This window comes from Sebaldella sp. S0638, from assembly GCF_024158605.1.
In the GTDB taxonomy this organism is placed as follows: domain Bacteria; phylum Fusobacteriota; class Fusobacteriia; order Fusobacteriales; family Leptotrichiaceae; genus Sebaldella.
The window spans coordinates 1-2,217 of the sequence record NZ_JAMZGM010000223.1; the positions used below are offsets into that span (position 1 = coordinate 1).

Here is a 2,217-nt window from a genome sequence, read left to right on the forward strand (position 1 = left end):
TAGGGAAAAAATACTTCAAATAGAAAATCTTGAAGAAGATAAGATGAATAAAAAGGCGGATACAATATCCAAATTAACACAATCAGGCTATGAGATAGAGGATAAGGAATTACAGGAAGTATTCGGCTACAAGACACTTAAAAAGAAAGAAGTAAAAGAAATAAAACCATTTGCGGAATTTTCGAAGAAAAATACAGAAGACAGTAATAAAAAAACACTGGAATATCTGGAGAGACTCCGGAAAAGAGTAGTACCTGAAATAAGCAAAAAGATATCGGACCAAATAAAAAATATTACTTCTATAGAAGATATCAAAAATATAGATACAGGAACAAAGGACCATGAGAACAGCTTAATCCTATCAGAATTATGGGGGCATTACTTAACGATAAAAGATAGAAGTAAAACAGCCGAGTATAAAAAGAAAAGTGAGTTTGCCATATATTCTGAAATAGACCTTCAGGATATATTCAACATGACTTTCAATGAGGCAATAAACTGGTTACTTAACAGAGAACCCCAAATGTATGATCAGATTCAAAGGGTAATGGAAAAATACAGAACAAATTACTTCTGGATAAAAAGAAGTACAGATTTAGAAGTAACCAAAATATTGTATGCAGAGTTATTAAAGAATCTGGAACTTGGGCAGACTTTTGAGGATTTTAAAAAGAATATAGATATTGAAAGTTTAGGTTTCGGAGAAGATGGATATTATCTAAGACAGGTATTTGAACAGACAATGATAAATGCCCAGAGTGTAGGTCAGTGGGAGCAATTACAGGAAGGTATGCAGTATGGCTTTGTTTATGGACTGTATGATGCCATATTAGATGGAAGAGAGACAGATTTATGTAGAATGCTAGACGGTAAGATATACAGATTAGACAGCCCTTTCTGGGAAGTATATTACCCGCCGAATCATTTTAAATGTAGAAGCAGAGTAACAGCTTTAAGTGAAGAAGATATGACTAATTACGGATATAAAGCAGAAAACGGAGAAGTAGGAACAGACCCTCAAAAAGGCTTTGATAAGAATATAGGGAGTAATTACATATCAGGTATAAAAAGGTATGTAAACCAAAAGGAAAAAGAATCAGAGGAACTTTACAAGAAGGTATCTAACTATGAAGGCTAAACTGAAAGTGGTAAGGAATCTTAAAAATCTTGATAAAAGAGTAAAAGCAGTAAAGAGGATGTATGATATTACTTATCTAACAGGAAAAATCTCAAGAGATATGAAAAAAGAAGTGGATATGAGGTTTAGAAATGAAGTAGATACTGACGGCAGACCATGGAAAGGGTTAAAAGGAAATACCATAATATCAAGATACAATTCAGGTCTTAAGAAAAAACGAGGAAAAAGAGCAGTAAAAGGGAGAAGCAGGATACTAAGTAATACAGGAAGATTAAGAAATTCAATAAGGGCAAGAAATACAAGAACAGAAGCTATTGTTGGAACAAATACAAAGTACGCAGCAGTTCATAACTTCGGATATCCAAAAAGGAATGTTCCACAGCGACGATTTATGGGCTTAAACAGAGGTCAGAGAATAAAGTATAAGGATTGGATAATAAAGTGGAAGAAAGGTCAGTTAAAGTAAAAATGTTGAAAAGATGTTGAAAAAATAAAGTGAAAAAGTTAGATAAATGTGGAAAAGAGGTGGGAATGTGCGAAAACGAATAAAGATATTTGAAACAGGAATGTACCCGCAAGGGATATTTAATAAGGAACGGGTAAAGAATATATTCGGAAATATTAAGGATAATATACAAGGGATATTTTCCCATACGAGCCAGTGGACAGAAGATAAAGAAGCAGTAGAACTAGGAGATTTCAGTAATATAGAAATAGTGGATAAAGGTCATAAATCAGAAGTATATGCAGATGTAAATTTTAATGAAAAAGGGAAAGGGTACTATGAGGACGGGATATTAAAAGGAGTATCAGTAGAAATACCGGAAGGGAAACTAACAAGAGTAGCAATACTACCGGTAGGAATACAACCGGCAATATCAGGAGCAGAATTTTCAAAACAGCCAATATTATTTGAATTTAGTGAAATAAAGGAAGAAAATCCACCAAAAAAAGAAAGAGGAGAAGATAGTAAAATGGATAGAAAAGAAGTATTAGATACACTAACAAAAACAGAAATAGAAGCACAGGCAGAAAGACTGAATATAACGGTAGCGGAAAAGCTAAAGCCGAAAACACCA

2 protein-coding genes and 1 pseudogene are annotated in these 2,217 nt (G+C 33.4%); all 3 read left to right on the plus strand.

The window, feature by feature from the left end; genetic code table 11:
• Nucleotides 1–1,138: minor capsid protein (locus NK213_RS19750; protein WP_253352523.1), on the plus strand; the 1,138-nt coding region annotated here is incomplete at its 5' end.
• Nucleotides 1,128–1,604, plus strand: coding sequence for a phage virion morphogenesis protein (locus tag NK213_RS19755; RefSeq protein WP_253352525.1), 477 nt, complete (start codon nucleotides 1,128–1,130; stop codon nucleotides 1,602–1,604). The genes NK213_RS19750 and NK213_RS19755, both read left to right, overlap by 11 nt.
• 67 nt (nucleotides 1,605–1,671) lie before the next feature.
• A pseudogene (locus NK213_RS19760) lies at nucleotides 1,672–2,217 on the plus strand (hypothetical protein); the annotation flags it as partial.